At 36.7% G+C, this 19077-nt stretch carries 21 protein-coding genes and 1 pseudogene; 7 read left to right on the top strand and 15 right to left on the bottom strand.

Annotated elements, in window-relative coordinates:
- Positions 1-15: 15 nt before the first annotated feature.
- Genes BN1068_RS17510 through BN1068_RS17520 form a run of 3 tightly spaced genes read left to right on the top strand, consistent with a single transcriptional unit; the run spans position 16 to position 3541 of the window.
- Entirely contained in the window at positions 16-1668 is a 1653-nt protein-coding gene (locus BN1068_RS17510; protein ID WP_077604160.1) for an ABC transporter permease, read from the top strand.
- Positions 1668-2750: an MBL fold metallo-hydrolase gene (locus BN1068_RS17515; RefSeq protein WP_077604161.1), complete on the top strand. Its 1083-nt coding sequence runs from the start codon at positions 1668-1670 to the stop codon at positions 2748-2750. Before BN1068_RS17510 ends, BN1068_RS17515 begins: the two co-directional genes overlap by 1 nt.
- Positions 2747-3541, top strand: coding sequence for a CYTH domain-containing protein (locus tag BN1068_RS17520; RefSeq protein ID WP_077604162.1), 795 nt, complete (start codon positions 2747-2749; stop codon positions 3539-3541). The genes BN1068_RS17515 and BN1068_RS17520 overlap by 4 nt, the downstream gene beginning before the upstream one ends.
- Positions 3542-3615: 74 nt before the next feature.
- Here the strand turns inward: BN1068_RS17520 and ltrA are convergent, their stop codons facing one another.
- Entirely contained in the window at positions 3616-4950 is a 1335-nt protein-coding gene (gene ltrA / locus BN1068_RS17525) for a group II intron reverse transcriptase/maturase (protein ID WP_217697333.1), read from the bottom strand.
- 321 nt (positions 4951-5271) lie between these two features.
- Positions 5272-5400, bottom strand: coding sequence for a hypothetical protein (locus BN1068_RS24205; protein WP_303046900.1), 129 nt, complete (start codon positions 5398-5400; stop codon positions 5272-5274).
- Between the two features lie 568 nt (positions 5401-5968).
- Here BN1068_RS24205 and BN1068_RS17530 point away from each other — a divergent pair.
- Together BN1068_RS17530 and BN1068_RS17535 are read left to right on the top strand one after the other, a co-directional pair.
- Positions 5969-6154: a hypothetical protein gene (locus tag BN1068_RS17530; protein ID WP_077604164.1), complete on the top strand. Its 186-nt coding sequence runs from the start codon at positions 5969-5971 to the stop codon at positions 6152-6154.
- 44 nt (positions 6155-6198) lie between these two features.
- Positions 6199-6456: a hypothetical protein gene (locus tag BN1068_RS17535; protein WP_077604165.1), complete on the top strand. Its 258-nt coding sequence runs from the start codon at positions 6199-6201 to the stop codon at positions 6454-6456.
- Positions 6457-6540: 84 nt separating this feature from the next.
- On the opposite strand, the gene BN1068_RS17540 is transcribed toward BN1068_RS17535, so the two are convergent.
- The 7 genes from BN1068_RS17540 to BN1068_RS17570 form a co-directional block, all read right to left on the bottom strand.
- Entirely contained in the window at positions 6541-7341 is an 801-nt protein-coding gene (locus BN1068_RS17540; RefSeq protein WP_077604166.1) for an MBL fold metallo-hydrolase, read from the bottom strand.
- Positions 7342-8036: 695 nt separating this feature from the next.
- Positions 8037-8198: a 2OG-Fe dioxygenase family protein gene (locus tag BN1068_RS24060; RefSeq protein ID WP_254846821.1), complete on the bottom strand. Its 162-nt coding sequence runs from the start codon at positions 8196-8198 to the stop codon at positions 8037-8039.
- A 488-nt stretch (positions 8199-8686) separates the two neighbouring features.
- The gene (locus BN1068_RS17550) at positions 8687-9235 is read right to left on the bottom strand and encodes a CYTH domain-containing protein (protein ID WP_368483303.1); all 549 of its coding nucleotides are present in this window, start codon (positions 9233-9235) and stop codon (positions 8687-8689) included.
- Complete coding sequence (locus BN1068_RS17555) at positions 9214-9852, bottom strand: metallophosphoesterase (RefSeq protein ID WP_077604169.1); 639 nt, start codon at positions 9850-9852, stop codon at positions 9214-9216. Before BN1068_RS17555 ends, BN1068_RS17550 begins: the two co-directional genes overlap by 22 nt.
- A gap of 30 nt (positions 9853-9882) precedes the next feature.
- Positions 9883-10965, bottom strand: a complete 1083-nt coding sequence (locus BN1068_RS17560) for an ABC transporter ATP-binding protein (RefSeq protein WP_077604170.1) — start codon at positions 10963-10965, stop codon at positions 9883-9885.
- The gene (locus BN1068_RS17565) at positions 10940-12691 is read right to left on the bottom strand and encodes an ABC transporter permease (RefSeq protein WP_077604171.1); all 1752 of its coding nucleotides are present in this window, start codon (positions 12689-12691) and stop codon (positions 10940-10942) included. The genes BN1068_RS17560 and BN1068_RS17565 overlap by 26 nt, the downstream gene beginning before the upstream one ends.
- 12 nt (positions 12692-12703) lie before the next feature.
- The gene (locus BN1068_RS17570) at positions 12704-13774 is read right to left on the bottom strand and encodes an ABC transporter substrate-binding protein (RefSeq protein WP_077604172.1); all 1071 of its coding nucleotides are present in this window, start codon (positions 13772-13774) and stop codon (positions 12704-12706) included.
- Positions 13775-14037: 263 nt separating this feature from the next.
- Here BN1068_RS17570 and BN1068_RS17575 point away from each other — a divergent pair, with 263 nt between their 5' ends.
- Together BN1068_RS17575 and BN1068_RS24340 are read left to right on the top strand one after the other, a co-directional pair.
- The gene (locus tag BN1068_RS17575) at positions 14038-14922 is read left to right on the top strand and encodes a LysR family transcriptional regulator (protein WP_077604173.1); all 885 of its coding nucleotides are present in this window, start codon (positions 14038-14040) and stop codon (positions 14920-14922) included.
- A gap of 539 nt (positions 14923-15461) precedes the next feature.
- On the top strand, positions 15462-15662 hold the full coding sequence (locus BN1068_RS24340) for a transposase (protein ID WP_084788517.1): 201 nt from the start codon (positions 15462-15464) through the stop codon (positions 15660-15662).
- A gap of 240 nt (positions 15663-15902) precedes the next feature.
- On the opposite strand, the gene BN1068_RS23420 is transcribed toward BN1068_RS24340, so the two are convergent.
- From BN1068_RS23420 to BN1068_RS24345, 6 genes and pseudogenes are all read right to left on the bottom strand, one after another.
- Positions 15903-16064 (bottom strand): MFS transporter, encoded by a 162-nt coding sequence (locus tag BN1068_RS23420; RefSeq protein ID WP_139344879.1) that lies wholly within the window; start codon positions 16062-16064, stop codon positions 15903-15905.
- Between the two features lie 461 nt (positions 16065-16525).
- On the bottom strand, positions 16526-16906 hold the full coding sequence (locus BN1068_RS17590; protein ID WP_077604175.1) for a VOC family protein: 381 nt from the start codon (positions 16904-16906) through the stop codon (positions 16526-16528).
- A gap of 103 nt (positions 16907-17009) precedes the next feature.
- Positions 17010-17615 (bottom strand): PadR family transcriptional regulator, encoded by a 606-nt coding sequence (locus BN1068_RS17595; RefSeq protein ID WP_175637192.1) that lies wholly within the window; start codon positions 17613-17615, stop codon positions 17010-17012.
- A 280-nt stretch (positions 17616-17895) separates the two neighbouring features.
- Positions 17896-18513, bottom strand: a pseudogene (locus BN1068_RS17600) (tyrosine-type recombinase/integrase); the annotation flags it as partial.
- On the bottom strand, positions 18492-18629 hold the full coding sequence (locus BN1068_RS24450) for a hypothetical protein (protein WP_371863316.1): 138 nt from the start codon (positions 18627-18629) through the stop codon (positions 18492-18494). The gene BN1068_RS24450 and the pseudogene BN1068_RS17600, both read right to left, overlap by 22 nt.
- A 23-nt stretch (positions 18630-18652) precedes the next feature.
- Positions 18653-18787, bottom strand: a complete 135-nt coding sequence (locus BN1068_RS24345; protein WP_139344880.1) for a DUF3173 family protein — start codon at positions 18785-18787, stop codon at positions 18653-18655.
- Positions 18788-19077 lie beyond the last annotated feature (290 nt).

Consider the following 19077-nt stretch of genomic DNA (forward strand, 5'->3'; position numbering starts at 1 on the left):
ACTGGAGGAATACGTATGATTGTACGTAGACATGCCCCTTTCACGGCTTTGTTTATTATACTTAGTATTTTAGCTGTAGCACCGCTTCTTGCGGTGCTAGGCTATACATTCTTTGAAGATGGTAGTCTTTCATTCGATTCACTGCTATCTGTCCTGCAAAATAATAGTATTGTCAAAACGATGCAAAACTCGTTATTGCTCGGTCTTTATGTCATTGCATTAACGACCTGTATCGCGCTACCACTAGCGATTATTAGAACGAAAACATTTCTAGCAAAATATGACTGGTTAGATATTGTTTTTACTATTCCATTTATGACACCACCATATATCGGTTCAATGGGATGGATATTGTTCATGCAACATAATGGCTATTATGAACAGATTTTCCAATCAGAAGCACCGTTTACTTTTTTCAGTGTAGCAGGAATGGTATTTATCATGAGCATGCATCTATATCCATTTCTTTATCTCATGTTAAAGAATGCCTTACTCAGATTTGATGGATCCTTTCAAGATGCGACATTAATTTATGGTGGCAATCCGATTATGAACTGGATTCGCACCATTATGCCACTATTAATTTCAAGTTATGTGATGGCAGCATTACTCGTTTTCATCAAGGCCTTAGCAGAGTTCGGAACACCTGCCACTTTTGGTAAAAGGATTGGCTATGATGTTTTCACAACAGAAATTCATGGCTATCTATCTCATTGGCCGATTAATATTTCTGCTGCGACAAGTTTATCACTTATCTTATTAAGTGTTTGTATGCTTATTTGGTATATCCAAAATGTGATTAGTCGTAAACATTCTTACGGTACACTTTCAGGCAAATCAACAAATGCTAACCAAGTGAAAGATTCACTCGTCATCCGAATTGTTTCTTCAGGATATGTGTTAATTGTATTAGGGTTATCGATTGGTATACCATATTTTTCGATCATTGCTACCTCTTTATTAAAAGTCCGCGGTGAAGCACTTAGCTTGAGTAATATAACTTTTAGTCACTATACAGATCTTTTCACAGTTGGTTCTTCTAGTTTTCTAGCATTAATGAACAGTATTAACTTTGCCTTTGTCGCTTCTACTATTGCGGCTGGTATCGGATTTTGCGCAGCATTATATATTAAAGATGGCAAAAGGAAACCACAACAGTTTCTCGATTTTACGAGCCTGTTATCGAATATCATTCCTGGCATTGTCTTCGTCGTAGGACTTATTCTATTTTGGAATGCAGCATGGCTTCCTACTACAGTCTATAATACTAACTGGATGCCTATTTTGACTTATATTGTGTTGTTTTTACCTTATTCTGTTCAATATACAAAGTCAGCTTTATCACAGTTACACCCATCGATTCATCAATCAAATGCAGTTTTTGCGCAAAATAGTTGGATAATTTTATTAAAAATATGGCTTCCACTTTTGGGTCAAGGTATTCTAGCCGGATGGATGATGACCTTTATTATTTCTATGCGTGAACTAGTTGGTTCTTTACTTATTCTCCCTCCATCAGTTGAAACTAGTGCCACCTTCATTTTTAGTCAATTTGAACAAGGTGATGTATCAAAAGGGATGGCAATGGCTGTTATCACCGTACTATTAACCATACTTTGTATCTTTTTGATTGAACTCTTGCAACGAAAGGCCTTGCGTACCAACTAATGTTAGATGTATGCGCCCTTGGAGGAGTAGGAGAATATGGTCGCAATTGCTTTTTAGTAACCGACCAACGAACCAACACACGCATTTTACTTGATTGTGGTGTACGAAATGGAGAACCGGAAATATACCCAGCTATTACAGAGGAAGTAGCAAAACCCATTCAAGCCGTATTTATTTCACATGTTCATAATGACCATGTTGGGGCACTTCCATTCCTAGCGGCAAAAGGATTTATAGGGGATATTTGGATGAGCGTAGCTAGCTTCGAACAAATGCCTTCTATTAGGAGAAATTGGCAAGATAAGTTAGGAATTACTGCGATCGACAAACTGCATTTTCGCCCTCTTGCTAAAAACACAAGAGGGAAACGAATCAGGTTAACAGAAAACTTGTCCATTACTTGGGGTTATAGTGGTCATATGCTAGGCAGTGTCTGGTATATCATCCAAATAGGTGAGCAAACACTATTTTATTCTGGGGATATTGCGCTTGCTTCACCACTATTAGTGACAGACAAACCTATTATCAATACGTACGACGTTGCCCTAATAGATAGCGGCCATGGTGCACAAACAATGCCCTATCATAAAAGTATTACGAATATATTGCAGCATATAACAAACCCAATGGAAAAGTATCTGATTCCGGTTACGATTTCTGGAAAAGCTTGTGATTTACTGTTTTCTCTTTTTCACGAACTGCCAGACAGAATGTTTATAATCGATGATTCGTTACATCAACATTTATACAACCATTTAGAACACAAAGATAACATACACAATGACAAACTGAAGAAATTTAAAGCAATGCTACAAAGTAATCGTTTGGAGAGCTATCAAAAAACAAGGAAGCCTGGCATTTACTTATTAAGAGATAAGCCAAGTGGATTTTGTGAAATAAATACGTCTATATATAAAGATGAACAATCCCCCTTTTACAAATCACATCCTGATTTAGAAGACGTGCAAACACTAATGCGAACGATTGATGCAGAAGAATTTATTTTTTTCCACAGTAAACAAGCGGATTTAGAAAAGATGTTAGATTCATTACATGTAAAAACTGGAGGGCTTTTAAAATGAAAAAAATGATGTTGTTGTTAACGTTATTGTTGAGTGTAGTCATAGGTGTTGCTACCCCGTCCTATGCAGCAAGTGACATTGAACCTGGTTATGAAATTAAATTCAACCTTGATTTAGATGCTTTTTCAAGTACGATCGATATGCTAGATATTTTCGATGCAGAACATGACGAAGATTTAAAAGTTTATTATTTTGATACACCTGATCAAGAATTTCGTCAATTAGGCTATATTCATCGTCTACGTGTTTATGCTAGCGACAAAAAGACGAACATTACGTATAAAAAAAGATTTACTGGTGTAGCTGTTGAAGACGCGATTGCAGAAGCAACGGAAAAAGGTTTCCACAATGATATGCCCAATTACAAATTTGAAAATGACCGTAAAGAAAGAATCGATGTGTTCTCCATTAGTCGAAAAGAAAAATTTACAAAGGATGATATATTACGCTTTGATCTAATCGATCCACAATATGCAATCGAATTATTCCAAGACGAGGCACCGAAAAAGTACCGCAGATGGGATGATGAAGATTGGTATCGTGAAACGTTAAGTAATACAATTCCTTATGGGCCTGCATTAGCACACACATACGAAGGTGAGTTCCTAGGCTTTGAAGCTGATTTGGAAATCTGGTCTTATAAAGGAGATACCGTTACGGAAATTTCAACGAAAACAGATGATCCAAGAGAAGCTGATCAAATCGAAGCAGCATGGTTCAACAAATTAAGTGAAGAAGGTTGGTTAAGTGATAACCAAACATCTAAAACTGGATTTGTAATGGATCGCTAATCGAGTAGAGGGAAAAACTAAATAACTTTTCGCCCCTCTCACACCACCGTACGTACGGTTCCGTATACGACGGTTCAATAGTTTAAGTGTACGAACTGGTATTGAAGAGCGATATCTTTATATCCTCTCGATGCCAGTTCTTTGTCTGTCAATGAACGGTGGAGTACAAAGCTACTTGATATAATCCAGTAACCTTTTCTTGTATTCGACCATTCATAAGCTTTCCGTTTATCGATACCTAAATGCATTAGATTCTTTCTTTTGTTGCGTGGATTTTTCCATTGCTTCCAGATATATTGTCTAATCCTTCGCTTCAGCCACCCGTTTAGATTCTTCATAAATCCTTTCATTTCTCCTATGCCATAGTAGTTTATCCACCCTGTCATAAGCTGCTGGATTTCTTTAAGAATCATATCGATACTTCGTCCCCGATTACGTTTGGTAATCCGTCTAAGTTTCTGTTTAACGGTTACTTTTGCTTTATAATGGGGACGGATTTGAATACCTTTCTTTGTAACGAGGAGACAGAAGCCTAGAAACTTTCGTTTCAAAGGGCTACCCACCGCACTCTTTTCTCGATTCACTGTAAGACTCAAATCCGTCTCGAGAAATTTCGTGATACTTTTCATTACGCGCTGACCTGCTCTTTTACTTTTCACATAAATGTTACAGTCATCTGCGTAACGCACGAATCGATGTCCTCGTTTCTCCAGTAGCTGGTCTGATTCGTTTAAGTAGATATTACTGAGTAACGGAGACAGGTTTCCTCCTTGTGGCGTTCCTTCCTCCGATTTTTCAAAGATGCCGTCAATCATGATTCCACTTAATAAATATTGTCTTATCAAGCGTAGTACTCGTTTATCCGTTATCCGCTTTTCCACAAAGTGCATCAGTTTATCATGATTTGCTGTATCGAAGTAGGCTTTCATATCCAAGTCCACCACATATTTGTATCCTTGTTCGTAGTACGACTTTGCCCGTATGATGGCTTGATGTGCACTACGTTTTGGACGAAACCCAAAACTATTATCGGAGAACGTCGGTTCAAATATTGGTTGTAATACTTGGTTTATTGCTTGCTGAAGCATTCGGTCAATAACGGTAGGAATCCCCAGTTTTCTTGTTCCGCCGTCTTGTTTTGGAATGTCAACCCGTAATACGGGTTGAGGATATTTCCCAAGATGCAACTGCGTTAATAATTCTTCCCTATGTTTCTTCAAGTATGGAAGCAGCCTGTCATATGTCATACCATCAACTCCAGCTGCACCCTTACTTCTGACCACTTGAAGGTAAGCTTGATTTAGATTATTCCTTGAAAGGATTCTTTCAAACAGATTCGACACACCATTTTGATTGTTCTTTTCACCATGAAAGGCACTATGCGCTTCGACATACCCTTCATGTTCCACACTATCTCTCTGCCGATAGCCAGATTCTCCTGTTTTCTGCAGTTCTCGCGCCTTTCACACCTCCTGGACTTTTCAAAATTACTATCGTTCGGTCCTTCATGTTTTGGTCCTTTCACACTACTACGACCTCTGCTGACTTCTTGTGATTTACCAAGATATCACCATCATGGTTGTGTCGGCTCGTTATCACTCAACTTACACGTCACCCTCACAAGACCTCCCCCGGTAAGAACGAAAACTTTCCTCCCACGTAACTGCTAGATTTACTGTATAGGTTTCGGGCAGTATTGGATTTTGTCTCGTTGCGCAGACTCATCCGACCTAATTCAGCCTTCTATATGCAGATAAGACTCCAATAAGTGCAATCGTTATTACGACAGTAGGCAATGCGGTAACAATCACCCCATTGATCATACCGAACAAACCACCAATACGATATGCCACTTCCATTACTACCTCAACCTGCTAATAATACATTACAACTATTGCTGCTCGTTTTCTCATCCTCTCTCCTCCTGAATACATACGATTTAAATATGATAATACCGTTTCTACCCTTTTATAGGAACAGAAGAAAGTACTATTTATAGTGTTTAAAACAATCAAGCAATGAAATAGGCCTAAAATATAAAACAGAAAAGAAAACTCCTTTCTGCTAAATTTAAACAAATAAACTGTAAAAAATAAGAAAAAACCTTTATTCACGCCCTCTTCATTGTCATTAGATATATAGAAATAATCATTTCTCTATAGCATGGTAATACTTGATAATATTTATCCACTATAACGAAGGAGTAGGTGTTATATAATGAAAAAGTATGTAATGGCCACGATGATTCTATTTGTAAGCGCATTATTGTTAATGGCATGCAGTGAGTAAAACGATGAAATTGAAGCTGCCAATACCAATACCGCTAATCATCAGGAAGATGATTGTGAAAATCAAGAAGCGAGCGCAACTCTTCCGGAAGAAGTAATTCGTGATGCAGATGCTGACTCAATAGAGCTTGAAGACCAAATGAGACTTGAAATTAGAGATATGGGCTATGTCATCACACAGTCGGAAAAAATCCCGCTTGCATTAACGTTAAACAGCGTGGAAAAAACACAAGATCTTGGAACAGAAACGAAAGACGGGGATGAATTTTACCTGGTCGGTAATTTCACATTCGAGAACCTGTCGGATAGTAATATAAAAAATTGAAAAGCTAGATGCAGCTTCAGGAGCAGATGAATCCATAATCCTGAATGATGAACCGACGAAAGGTGACCGACTCCCACGTTGGTGCGTGGTATCTTGATGGGCAAAGTAATATCGACTCTAACAATCGAACAAACACTGTCTCCTTAAGTCCTTGGGAAGAAGCAAATGACAAGATTGCTATTTCTATGCATGACAGTGCATATAAGTATATCATTTTCTTTGGTCTTTATACTTCAAATAACAGAGATTATCAGAACAAGGCTGCATGGACAGTCCAGCCTTACCAGATAGACGAAAATTAACCCATCAGTTGACTTCACGCAAAAATCGGCATTTTAAATATCCTCATACAAAATGCTATTCCATTAAAGTGTTATGTTAGAAAATTATTTATCCTTACTCAAAATATACCGTTCTTCCGCCGCAAGCTCTTTCATTCTATCCGGATTTACTATTTTATCGAAAAGATCAGCTGGATTGGCATTAAAAGCCTCCATATTTGGCGCATCAACCGTTCCCCAGTGGGAAAGAAGCAAGTTAGCTTCGGGATAGGTATTGGCCAGCTTTACTGCATTATCAAAGCCAATATGCCACTCATTATCGGAGAAATCAAAGAGAATCGCATCGGGTTCCGGCATTTGTAAATGTTCTTCCATCAGACGGAAATCACCGGGAATCCATAATGTTCCATCAGTCGTCTCTATCCAGAATCCACAATAATCCTCTAGTTTAAACACATGATCAAATTTGCTGGTTTCATTTTGCCATAAATGATTTGCTGGCGTCAGTATAATTTTTATTTCTTCTATATTAAATGTTGTATGGATATCATGTCCAATTGCATCTGTATGGAATTCCTTTGAATAAAGCTCTGCAACATATTTGGGTGCATAAAAGGATTCTGTAACGGGGAGTAAATTTTTTAATGTATCTAAGCTAAAATGGTCATTATCAGAATGTGTCATTAAAATTCCATCAAGTTTTGGCACTTCTTCTGTTTTAATTGGCATATCATTTAATAAGGGCAGTTCAAAACCTTCTAAAACGGAATCAACCATAATACAGGTTCCTCTGCTATTCAGTAAAATCTCCGAATTTCCAAGCCATCTGATTTCTGTTTCATTGATTGCTTCAAATGCTTCCGCAGAAAAGGAAATTGTTTTTCGGGGTGTTGCTTGTTTCATCATTATTATCGCCTCATCTTTTATTACTTTTAGTCAAAAATTGTACTTCCTATTTATAGTTTGAATATACGTTAACTACAATCATAGTAATCCTGTCATTCTCATAAGAAATCTACTTTTATACAATATTCTTCACGTTTTATCTATAAGCATATTTTCACATGTTACAAATTTATTTTCGTAATTCGTAATTTTATTATTCAATCGCTGTATTGTTTTGTTTAACTCTTTCTGTTTAATCAAAAGTTTATCTCTTTCTTCTATTAATATTTGTTTTCTTCGGTTAGTCGTTTCATCGCCCTCTTGATATAGCCTTGTATACTCGGTCAAGACATCGATAGAAAAGGCTGAGAATGGATGCCTTCTTTTTCAGCCTCTTTTCTGGTGAGTGATCTGTCCACGTCCGTTCATACCTGATAAATGAATCGCATTGCGCCACGGCTTTCCAGTTGAGCGCATCATGCCGACAATCTAAACGATGTCAGGAAAAAATATTCGATATGAGTAAAGCTAAATCAAAAAATACCCAACACGTCAGTTAATCTTCCTTAAGCATAGTTTATCTACGTGTTGAGTATTTTTCTATATACTTATTGATCGCTCACGTTATCTCGGGCGCTATTTCTAGGTTCCCATTAGTAAACTCAAAAGGATAGCCTATCTCTTCAAATAGACTATCCTTCACTTTTATCGATAATTTATTCGTCTACATCAGCTACACCCGTTTGCTGATAATCAATTAAGATAACAGAACGCATGCCAGCTTCTTCTGCGTCTCCGTTTTCAACCGGATTGACATAATGGGAAACAGCAGAATCTTGTACACCGAACGATTCTAAAGGCTTGGTAATCTCAAACACTCAATTACATCATCCTGATTTCACCGTCCTGAAGAAAACAATTTGGAGAAGAAACAGCCCTATCTGAGTCATTTTCTACATACAGCTTCACAAGATGCATTCCAACATGAATTGGCATAATCTGGTCTTCTTCCTTCCAAAAAGTTTCATGGTAGCCCTTGATTTTTAGTTACTCATCTATATGACTCCTTTATAATAAACTTCTTGTCAGCTCTTCCCGTAAGATTGAAAGGCAAGAAAGGTTGATTCCAAGCTATTATTTTAGGTGATTCAAAAGGAAAAGACAAATGGACAGAGTTCGTTATACATTTTGTACAAATTATTAAAAGAGTTTTTTAACTAAGACTGTTAAAATCACCATTCCTATTTGATGAACGCTGTTTAGTAACTTAGATGTGAGTCAAGGTTCTTCTTCCCAGAAGCTCTAAAATGGAAACTACAAGAAAAAATCATTTTCTTCCAACAGTAGAGAGCATTATCCATAAAATTCATTTCGAATGTTGTACTTGCAACCATAATTGATAGTTACCTAACCTTTTATCTAAGCTCACATCTTCACCGAACCAGTTTGGCGGGGTAAATTTATCTACTTCTTCCTCATTCTGAAACTCCACTTCAGCAACTAAGAGGGGTATTTGTTCGTATTGGTCGATTTCTATATAAGTATTCATTCCGCTTAATTGCCAAATAGATCTTGTTTTTATAAGTGCTTGCTTATTCGCCATATTGATTAGTTGCTCATATATTTCTTTTGAAATTTCATATTCGATTTCATCTCGAATAATCCCGCTTCCTTCTTTAAAAGTGTGAGTATATTTAACATATCCTGTTTGTATATTAACTATTTTCCGCACTCGGATTTGTTGAGTAGGCTGATAAGCCAAATATGTTTGTTCGATTAAATAAGTGGATATCATTTTTAAAATTCCCTTCTGAATTTCATTATCAGGGTAGGCAGACAAAACAAATTTCCGTTCAATTTCTAATGTTATAATAATCGCCCTCCGTTCTTTGTTTAAATATAGTCGTCCCCATATACAATTTGTTTTTGTAAAGGATAAGAATTCACCTCTTCAGAATTATTTATCCGCACGAAATAAGATATCCAATTTGTTAAATCTACAAGCGATAAATTAGAACCATGACCGGCACCTGTATCTATTCCAACCATCCCTTTCTTCAACCAAATTTGACCAGTACTGGATGCCAGTCTAAATGTTGGTGTGTGACCAAATACAACTATTCTATCAGGAAAGCATTCGAAAGATGGTGTATTAATTCCTGTTAAATCTTCTATACGTTGTTTATACAATGGTAGACTTTTCTTTATACCGGCATGAACAAATATGAAAGGACTAATCTCTTTGTAAAAGGGCAGTGATTTCAAAAAAGATTTCCATCTTGCTGTATCACTGTTTTCAGAGTTTAACCATTTCAATTCATTATTACCTGCCAGAGCGATGGCACCTTCCTTACATAAAGATTCAATGCTTTGCAGGGTACCGATGGAGTCAGGGCCTTTATTTATGTAATCACCTAACATAATTAGTTGATCTATATCAGGTGAATAATTTACTGCTTGTAATAACTTAGTGAGTAAATGTCCATTTCCATGGACATCCGATATTGCAAGTATTCGCTTTTGATTTTTCATAAAGATAGTCTCCAAATAACAATTAATAAATTATAACTTAAATATACGCGTTTGCTGGACAGAGAAGGAAATGTTCATAATGTCATCTAAAGATTGCTTTTTCGTATGCAGAGCCTCAATATACTGCCCATCCTTCATTTCTAATCGATACCGCCATCTACTTCCCTCATAAATTACTTGCACAATTTTTGCTTCTATATAATTCTCAGGTTGAAATGAAACTGAATCAAAATGAATTGCTTCTAATTGGAGCATTACCAATACATCATCTCCAACAGATAGTTTGTCATTTTGACCTGTTTGAAGTGTTCCTTTTACCGAATACTCGCCACATTGAATGGTGGCTGTGCCATCATTAATCGAGGTGATTTTTCCCTTTAATCGATTTTGGTACCCCATTAATTGCGCTACACCCAGTGTTTCAGGTTCCTCATACATTTTTTGAGGCGATGCAAGCTGTTCAATTTTTCCTTGGTGCAGGACAAGAATTCGGTCCGCCAAGGCAAAAGCTTCCATCATATCGTGTGTTACATAAATTGTTGTAATCGAAAGCCTACGTAAAATATCAGCTAATTCACTTCTCATTTCCGTCCGCAGCTTTACATCTAAATTAGATAAAGGTTCATCCATTAGCAGGATATTGGGCTCTGTAGCTAACGCTCTGGCAATTCCTACTCTTTGCTGTTGCCCACCAGATAATTCAGATGGCAGCCTATTCAACAGCCCTTCCAATTGGAGCAGTTGGGAGACTGATTCTATCCTCTTCCGTCTAATGGATTCAGGGACTTTAGACATTTTCAAACCATATTCTATATTTTTACGGACGGTCATATGCGGCCACAATGCATAATCCTGAAACACCATATTAATTGGCCTTTTCTCAGGCGGAATAAATTTATTCCTGCTCAATGCTTGTAAACCACTCATGTTTATTTCTCCATGCTCAGCTTTTAACAACCCAGCAATAATCTGTAGTAATGTAGATTTACCACTGCCAGAAGAGCCCAAAAGACATATACACTCTCCCTCTATCATTTCAAATGAAATACCATCTAACACTTTTGTCATGCCAAAAGATTTTTGGACATCATTTATCTTTAAGATTGGTTCCAACAAAATTACCCTCTTTTCTATCTAGTTGATCAATTTTCTTGAAAATAAAGTTAAATACATACTGGACACCTATAATTAATAACACAACGATAGCTCCGCCAATTATAGTTGCAGCAGTAGCATATCCATATTTAGCAAATTCAAACGCCTCATCAATTACTAAAGGCAAAAGTACAAAATTTGACGGCTTTAGCATGGAGGCTGTAGCCAAATCAAATACACTGGTACCAAATGAAGCAAGCACGGCAAGTAATAAAGTATTTCGCACAATTGGCAAGATAATCGTCCTCATTTTAGTAAACATCGATGCACCTTGTACTGCAGCCGCTTTAAGTAAGGACGGAGATAAATTAGCAAACGTCCCTAATTGGACACGCACTGCATAAGGAATCGCTCCAGCAACTGCTGCCATGATAAGTAAAGATGGTTTCCCATATAAATGAAGACCAATTGGTTCCAACCATTTTTGGTTCCATATGAAAATATAACCAATACCTAACACAACTCCCGGCACAGCTAAAGAAACTAAAGTAAATACATGAAGAGAGCTTTTTAATCTGGACTTAGTAAAAGTCAATACGTAAGCTACGATGAATCCAAGAATAATACTAATAATTGCCGCTATAGCTGCAATAGTAAGTGAATTTTTCAACCCTTCCAAAATCGATAACTGTGAATAATCTAATCCATTCGCTCCACCTAAAACATCAATATAATGTTTGAATGTAAAATTATCTAATTTTATACCTGCGCCTAAATGCTTCATAAATGATACCGTTGCACTCGTCCCAATTGGGATTCCTAAACATAAAATCAGAAAAGCGAATGTCCCGATACTTAATAACCAAGCACGTTTTGGTTTCTTTTTTGTTACTCGTATGGCTTTACTATTTAAGAAATCTACTTTTGATTTTTTAATTGCAACAAATAAAATAGCCATAGTCAATGCTAAAATAAGCACTAAATAAAAAGATAATACTCCTGCCATATCAAATCTTACCGGCGATTGATTGATAGCAGAATAGATGGAGTAGGGTAAAGTTGGAAAACGATATACTGTAGCTAATGCTGCAGGAAGTCCAAAATCACCAATAGTATCAATGAACACAAGCGTCCAGCCAGCAAAATAAGCAGGTAATGATAGTGGAAGCTGTACCGTCCTCCACACCGTGAAAGGACGAGCTCCATTTAGCCTTGCTGCATGCTCAAACCGCGATACATTCCACTCCATAGCGGCTACTACTGTCAAATATGCCAGAGGAAACTTTGTTAATCCCATAATAAAAATTAAGCCACTAGGTTGAAATATAAATGAAGTCACCCAAGACCAACCTAACACACTGTTCGCCAATCCTTCAGAACTGGCGAACAATACCCATCCTTGTGCAATTATAAAAGAAGGGGCTATCAGCAAAACCCATACAGCAATATCTAACCATCGCGCTGCAGCATAATCCCATTTTGACCGGATAGTTGCTAATAAGCCGCCAAGTATTGTTCCAAAGGTTGCCGCCCCAAGACCGAGCATGACAGAATTTTTTAAAGATACGTACCACAGTTCTCTTTCAAATATCTCAAAGATAACCTGAAAACCATTGAACTCTAAATTCCCAAAAAATAATCCTGGTAAGACAGCATTTAAAATAACAGCAAGCAAAGGTAAAAAGATAAAGATAAACAGTATAAGAGTAACTACCCCGCCTAATCGATTTTCATTTCGGTTCATAATATTCTATCCTTAATTAACATTTTGATCAGCAAACCAAGTTTTTATTTCTGTTTCGTGTTCTGCCGCCCATTCCGCTGGAGGAAGTAAAAACGTACCATTTTGTTCGCGTTCTTTACGCATTTCAGTTCCTTTACTGAGCGGAGTGAAAAAGCTTGAGCTGTCATCTTCAAGAGAAGTCAGGTAGTTTTGTGTATCTGGTTCTAACATATACTCCACAAATACCTTCGCAGCTTCCAAATTTTTAGAATCTTTATTGATTGCAACTACTCGCACACTGCCTGGTGCTCCTTCTTCAGGCCAGATAACACCTACATTTTCTCCATCAAGTTCAGCTTGATATGCATTATGCTCTTGTAAAGCTGCAACATGAATTTCACCATTAATTACTGCACTTGTAACAGGTCCGTTTTTGGGATATATATTAAAACCATCTTCAAAACGCTTTAGATAGCGTTCTTTCCCTTCCTCTACTCCCCATTTATAGAAAAGGGAAGAAACTAATGGATAAGCTGGTGCTGCAACTGCTGGATCAGCATGCCCAACAGGGCCATCATAAGCAAAAAATTCATCCCAAGTTTTTGGTGCTGTTTCCTCTGTTAAAATATCTGTATTATAAACAATAACAGCTGAAGCATGAATCCCGATTGGGGTATATGCATTATCCTCAGGCACCAACTCTGTTCCTTCTTCACTCAGTAAATCAATATTTTCTGGCTTCCAATCAGTAAGCAAAAATCCTCGGTCAGCTAAATTTCTAATTGATCCATGACCATCCATCATAATGACATCCCACTGCGGGTTACCTTGCTCAGCTTCAATTTGGGCAAGTGCCTCTCCCCCACCGTAGTGAACCCCTTCGATTTCGTACCCCGTATCTCCTTGAAACTTCGGAGAAATTTCCTCTATAAAATCATTACCATAAAGTTTAATTGGCTCTCCAGTTCCTTTTTCGCCTTCTGCATTTTGCTCCTTCGATGATTCATCTGAAGCTGTGCTCTTTTCATCCTCGTTTAAACTACAAGCTGTAAGAACGAGAAAAGAAAATAAACAGATAAACAATATAGTCTTACTTCTTAGCATGTGCCTTCCCCCAATTTTTTGTGAATTACTTACAGAGTTAAATATAAAGTATGAACATTAACTATTTGTAAATTAGCAGTAAACTTCTTGTAAAATAAAATCTATTTTATATTAAATCCCATAGATAAAATCTATAATGAAGATAGATAGAGGTGGATAGTACATGGATAATTAAACAAGAAGGAATTAATTGAGAGAAGGAGGAAGTTTATAAAAGAAACACCTCTAGAAAAACATTCATATTATGTCCAAGGAGGAAACACATGAACTTGCAGCAATTAAAAGTTTTTGTATATACTGTCAAATATAAAAAGTTATACCTTGTCGCCAATAAGCTAGGAATCCGTCAGCCTACAGTTACTTTTCATTTAAATAAACTACAAGAAGAACTGGGCGTGCCTTTGTTTTTCACGAAATCTTATCATACAATTCAGCTGACTGAAGCAGGAAATTCTCTATATCATTATGCACAAAATATTATATATCAATCAGATGAAATTGAAGATCTAATGGAAGAGTTTAAAGGATTGAAAACAGGTTCTATTTCGATAGGCAGTACGCATACACCTGCAACTTACATAATCACTCCTTTCTTATCTCAATTAAACAAAGAATATAAAGATCTGGCTCTTATCTTGGATGTAAATACGTCCTCTGTTATCATCGATAAAGTTAAACAATTTCAATTAGATTTTGGTATTATTACGGAGGTAAACTTAAAGGACGAGGAATTGGAGATTATTACATTGCAAAAGGATGCTTTAGTCATCGTTATGCATCCCAATCATCCCTTAGCGAATAAACAGTCACTTACTCCCTCTGATCTATCCGGGCAGCCTTTAGTACACCACGAAGTTGAATCAGTAAGTAGAAAATTATTTGATAAATGGGCTAAAAAACATAATATTGTTCTCAATATCAAAATGCAAACATCCGGATCAGAAGCGATGAAAGAAGCAGTAAAACATGAGATGGGCTATGGAATTTTATCTGAGAATATCGTTAGTTGGGAATTGCAAAACGGGGAATTAAGTATGCACCCTATACCTGAATGGGAATATCAAAGACAAATTTTCTTAATTAGAAGAAAAGATAAGTTAATCACTCCTGCCATGCAATTATTTATGGACCGTCTTCGGTCAAATTAGTTTATTTACAAATAATCTGGCTTCCTAATTTTGATCAGCAATAAAGCATACATGAATTTGTCTTCTTTAACTTAAAAAATTGCGCCCATATATTATAATGGGAATAGTGTACATCCCTCTAACTAAAATCCCCCCGCAAACAACACCTCAATGCTTGTTTGTGGGGGTATCTTTTTCAAACTATCTGCTACTTCTCAATTGTAATTTCGCTTCCAGGATTTACATTAGCAATCTCTTCCTTTTCCAAATAGAGATCCTATTTGTCTGGCTTCACTGGTGGTATTGATAATACCACCTTTTTTAGCCTTAATAAAAATGACGGGAAAATCTCTTTGTTAATGCCCTATAAGCCAACGCTAGTCATAATGACTACTTTATCTTCTATATTCTAACAATTATTCGCCATTATCATGCCTTCCTTCTCCGTTGTTTATTGTTGCTAAATATTCTCCTCAACATGTTCTTTACTATGTGCAGGAGAGATAAATATAATGAATCCAAGAAGCTGGACACACAAAAGGACATGTTAAAGTAGGTATATGAAACGAAAAAGATATACAACCGAATTTAAATCACAAATTGTGTTAGAAGCCTTAAAGGAAGAAAAATCTATGAGCCAAATTGTATCGGAACACGGAATCGATGTGAATGTCTATTTAGCGCTCACAAAAGTCCCTGATTTTTCAGATTTTACTAAACGCGCATTTCCCATAAATATACTTGATGTTAAACCAATATAAACAAATACACATCCAACTAGAAATACAACATTTAAAGAGCTACTAAAAGCAAATTATAACTCATTTAGCATTTCACTAGATAGAGAAGCCTTCACAGCAGGGTAAAAAGAACCTGTATATTGTAAATTTATTGAATTTTCTCGGTATTCAAACCAACTCCATTTTTATGAAGCATATTTAAGCCCGATGCCATTTTCTGTGCAAATAGACTGCCCACTACGCTTACTCCAATTGTTCCTCCTATAGAGCGGAAAATTGTGATGATGAAGTAGCAGCACCACAAAAAATCATATCAACCGCACTCTGAGCAGCAGTACCAAGCGTAGGATTAATGGCACCCATCCCCAAGCCTGTAATAATCATAAACAAAACAATTTGAAAAAGAGTTGTTTCAGTTGTCATCCTGCTGAGTAGAAAAAACGATTGCCATTAACGTCATACTTGGTACGAGAATAGCCTTTGTTCATTAAGCGTCCGCCGACCATCGAGGTAATGACAACTGAAAGCATAAGCGGTATTAAATAGAAGGGCTGACCCTAATAACTCCTTGTGCAAACAATGGAATGTAAGCAACCGTTTCAAATATTCCCGCACTCATAAAAAAACTGGTAATATTGCCAAAAGCAATCTCACGTATTTTGAATAACAGAAGCGGAACAATCGGCTCTGCTGCTTTTGTTTCGATCCAAAGGAAGAGAGCAATAAAAATAATCCCTACACTTAACATCTCAATGATGATGGGCGAATCCCACGTAACAGTCAGATTGGATCCCTCTCCATTATCAATAAGAATTAAAGCAAGTAAGACAGAAACTATTGAAATGACAAAAGTAACCGTTATCCAATGAGGCGATCAACATTGTTTATGACTCATCCGTCATGACTTCAACAAGGCAACCATCCAAATTGGCCCAGAACAGCCCACGAGGTGCAAAAGGATGATCCGTACGCTGATTGTTTGGTTCATGTGGGCTATTTCCAAAGGTGACATTCCTCTCACGAAGACGATCGAGAATCTGGTCAAAGGTATGTTCATCAACACTGAAAGCCAAATGTTGCTGTGGGGTATCACTCTCGATTGTCATAAAGAAAACAGAAAGTTCAGCATTGATACGGACCGTTGCGAACTTATTATCTATCCCTTCATACCCCTCAAGTTTAAGGCCCATATTCTCGGCAAATTCGTGTGCAGCTTTATCATTATCTTTAGCAAATACCACCGTATGATTAAGTGTAATAGTCATTTTTAAGTCCCCTTTCGTATTTTTAAGTTCTATTTTTCATCTGTGCTTTTTTTATTTTCATTATCATTTGATATATTTAACAGCTCTGTGTGCACCTTTTCAATTAACTTTTGCAGCTGTTCCTTTTTTGTGAATTTTCTATAGATTGACGCCCCACCTTGAAAAATTCATGAAATAATTCTTGAATATTAGATCTTAAATTCTGTATTTCATCTATATCCACATTTTCGATCATGTTCATTCTCAAGATGAAAGGATCTTTATCTTGGTTTTCTTCTAAAAAGATTTGACCCTTATCTGTAAGATGATAAACTTTTTTCCGACCTTCTTTAGTTACATTAACAAAATCTTGATCTTCAAGCATTTGTAAAATAGGGTGAATCGAACCAGGACTAGGCGAATAAAAGCCATTAAACTTGTCTTCAAGATCTCTGATTAATCCATATCCATGTGTCGGCTGTTCTTGTAACAACTTTAATAAGATTATCTTGAGGTCACCACGCCTGAAAAAACGTTCTCCACTGTCTTCTCCACCGAATTCTTTTTCTGAAAAGAATTGTAATCCACCTAGTCGTTCATGGTTTCTATTTCCTGTTTCTAATTCCCTATCAAATCTGTCGCCTTTAAAGAAGCCATTCTGATGAAAATGACCCCGTCCTTTTAAGAAATGATGTTGAGGAATATTAGGCCTTTTGAATATTGTAAACAACCTCCTGTTAGTTTTATTTTTTAATAACGATATATCGTTAAATAAATAATAAGCGATATATCGTTAACTGTCAAGGTGGAAAATATGATTTTTTCATTTAATCTTCCATAGCAATAAAAGAACGCTTTTACTGAATGGAAAGGCGCTCCTATTCATTGACCGAGAGATATGAGTATTTGAGAGATTCTTAGTTAAATCTTTTTAAAGGGTTGTACAAAAATACACCAACTTTCCTACCGTTCATTCGCACGCAGCTGGCACCCGAACAGTTCCAACGGCTCTCTGGGCTGGAATGACTCGTACGCTTTGATAAAATTAAAACAGAGGTGTTAAATTCATTAATAAGATAAGAGGCATGCGAATGTCTCAGTCCTTTAACTTGAATACGATTAACTTTTGCAAGTTTTAAGAAGCGTTGAATGATTCTAGCAATCGTCGACTTTATCATTGGCATTCCATCATAACTAAAGACGAAATCGTCCATCCCGACTTTTGATTGTCGCTCTTTCCATTCTTTTAGCACTTATATCGTATCCTCATCTAAAGAAATGATTCGCTTTCCATTATCTGTTCTCTTATAAGCTTTTCGTTTCCAATCATTTTTATTCTTTAAATACAAAGAGTGGTGGACTCGAAGACGTTTATTTTTGAAATCAATGTCTTCCCACCATAGAACTGTTCCTTCATTCACATGTATCCTTGCCATGAAATACGTCCATAACATTACAAAACACAAGTGCTCATAAAAAACATCCAGACAAATCACAGAAATAACTTTTTCAAACTCCGTTTTTGTCCAATAAGGAACAACCGCTTTTCCTTTAGGGATTGCTTTTACTTTTTTAGAAATATTAACTTCGAGGTATTGCATATCAACTACTGCTTTCCTTGTTGATTTGTCGGTCCTTTTTTTCGGAGCCTTTTTCCCGTAATACGGTCGGTTCCCAGCTCTGTTTCATAAAAATATTGTCCAGACCGACCAACATAAACACCAGCATATTTTGTTCTAGCCATGACTGTTTTCCTCCGATTCTAGTTCACATCCTAGAATCGGCTTGTCTAATGATTCGTATCAAAGTATATTTGGGATATCCAAGTTGAATTAAATCATCTTTTGTGATCAGGTCCTTCATTAAATGTATACCTTCTTTTTCATTAACAGAAGAATACATACTAGAAACGACTGTTTTCTAATTTACTTAAAAAATCAGACGGCTACTGGTAGCAGCTCCACGGGAATTTCACCCCTGCAAGTATTTCTTCCAGTCCCATTCATTGCCTGCGACGCTTTGAACGCTCGAACAACGACGATAGGAGAGTATCGTTATATCTATTGATGTATCTTCGCCAGTCATTCACCACAATGACATTAGATAGCTTTTTTATCGCTCGTTTCTATAGAAAGTCATGGCGCAAATATCAGGTGGCTCAACATCATTAGAACGTATCTGATTTTTTGATA

The organism is Oceanobacillus sojae, assembly GCF_900162665.1.
GTDB lineage: Bacteria > Bacillota > Bacilli > Bacillales > Amphibacillaceae > Oceanobacillus > Oceanobacillus sojae_A.